General features: G+C 74.4%; 1 protein-coding gene. It reads left to right on the top strand.

The features are described 5' to 3' along the window. Positions 1 to 124: 124 nt before the first annotated feature. Positions 125 to 737: phosphoribosyltransferase (locus VTU_RS0106400; RefSeq protein ID WP_010102298.1), on the top strand; the 613-nt coding region annotated here is incomplete at its 3' end.

The following is a 737-nucleotide window of genomic DNA, read 5'->3' as shown; positions in this document are numbered from 1 at the left end:
CAGGGGGAGACTGCGGGCGCCGCCGCGTGCCAGCGGGCGGCGGCGACGGGATCGATGGTGGGAGGACGCTCGCAGGAAGGGGAGGACATGGCGCTGCACGCAAACGCGCGAGTATATTGACGGCATGCTTTTCACGCGCCTGCAAGAAGTTGCGCGCCGCCTGCGCGGCCTGTCGGGCAGCGTGCCCAGCCAGTGCGCCGTGTGCCATGCCTGGCCAGCGCAGCGGCTGTGCAAGGCCTGCACGGCACGGTTCGCGCAGCCTGCCACCCGGTGCCAGCGCTGCGCGCTGCGGGTGCCCGCCGGGGTCGGGGTCTGCGGCGCCTGCCTGCGCAACCCGCCGGCGTTTGACGCCTGTCTGGCCGCGGTGGACTATGCCTACCCCTGGGCCGACGCGCTCGCGGACTTCAAGTTCCGGGGAGACCCGGGTTGGGCCGCAACGCTGGCCGCCCTGTTGCGCAGCACCCCCGGGGTGGCGCCCGCGATCGAGGCCGCTGACCGCGTGCTGCCCATTCCCCTCTCGGTACAGCGCCTGCGCGAGCGCGGCTTCAACCAGTCCGCGCTGCTGGCGCGGCGCCTGGAGCGGAGCAAGACGGACTCCCGCAGCCTGCTGCGCCTGCACGCCACCGAGACGCAAATCGGCCTGTCGCGCGCCCGGCGGCTGCGCAACCTGCGTGGCGCCTTCGCGCTGCACCCCGCGCAGGCCGCGGCGCTGCACGGCCAGCGGCTGCTGCTGCTCG

It is taken from the genome of Verminephrobacter aporrectodeae subsp. tuberculatae At4 (genome assembly GCF_000193225.1).
GTDB classification, from domain to species: Bacteria; Pseudomonadota; Gammaproteobacteria; order Burkholderiales; family Burkholderiaceae_C; genus Acidovorax; species Acidovorax aporrectodeae.
Note: the sequence above shows the minus strand (reverse complement) of the source record. Positions and strands in the feature narration are given on the sequence as shown.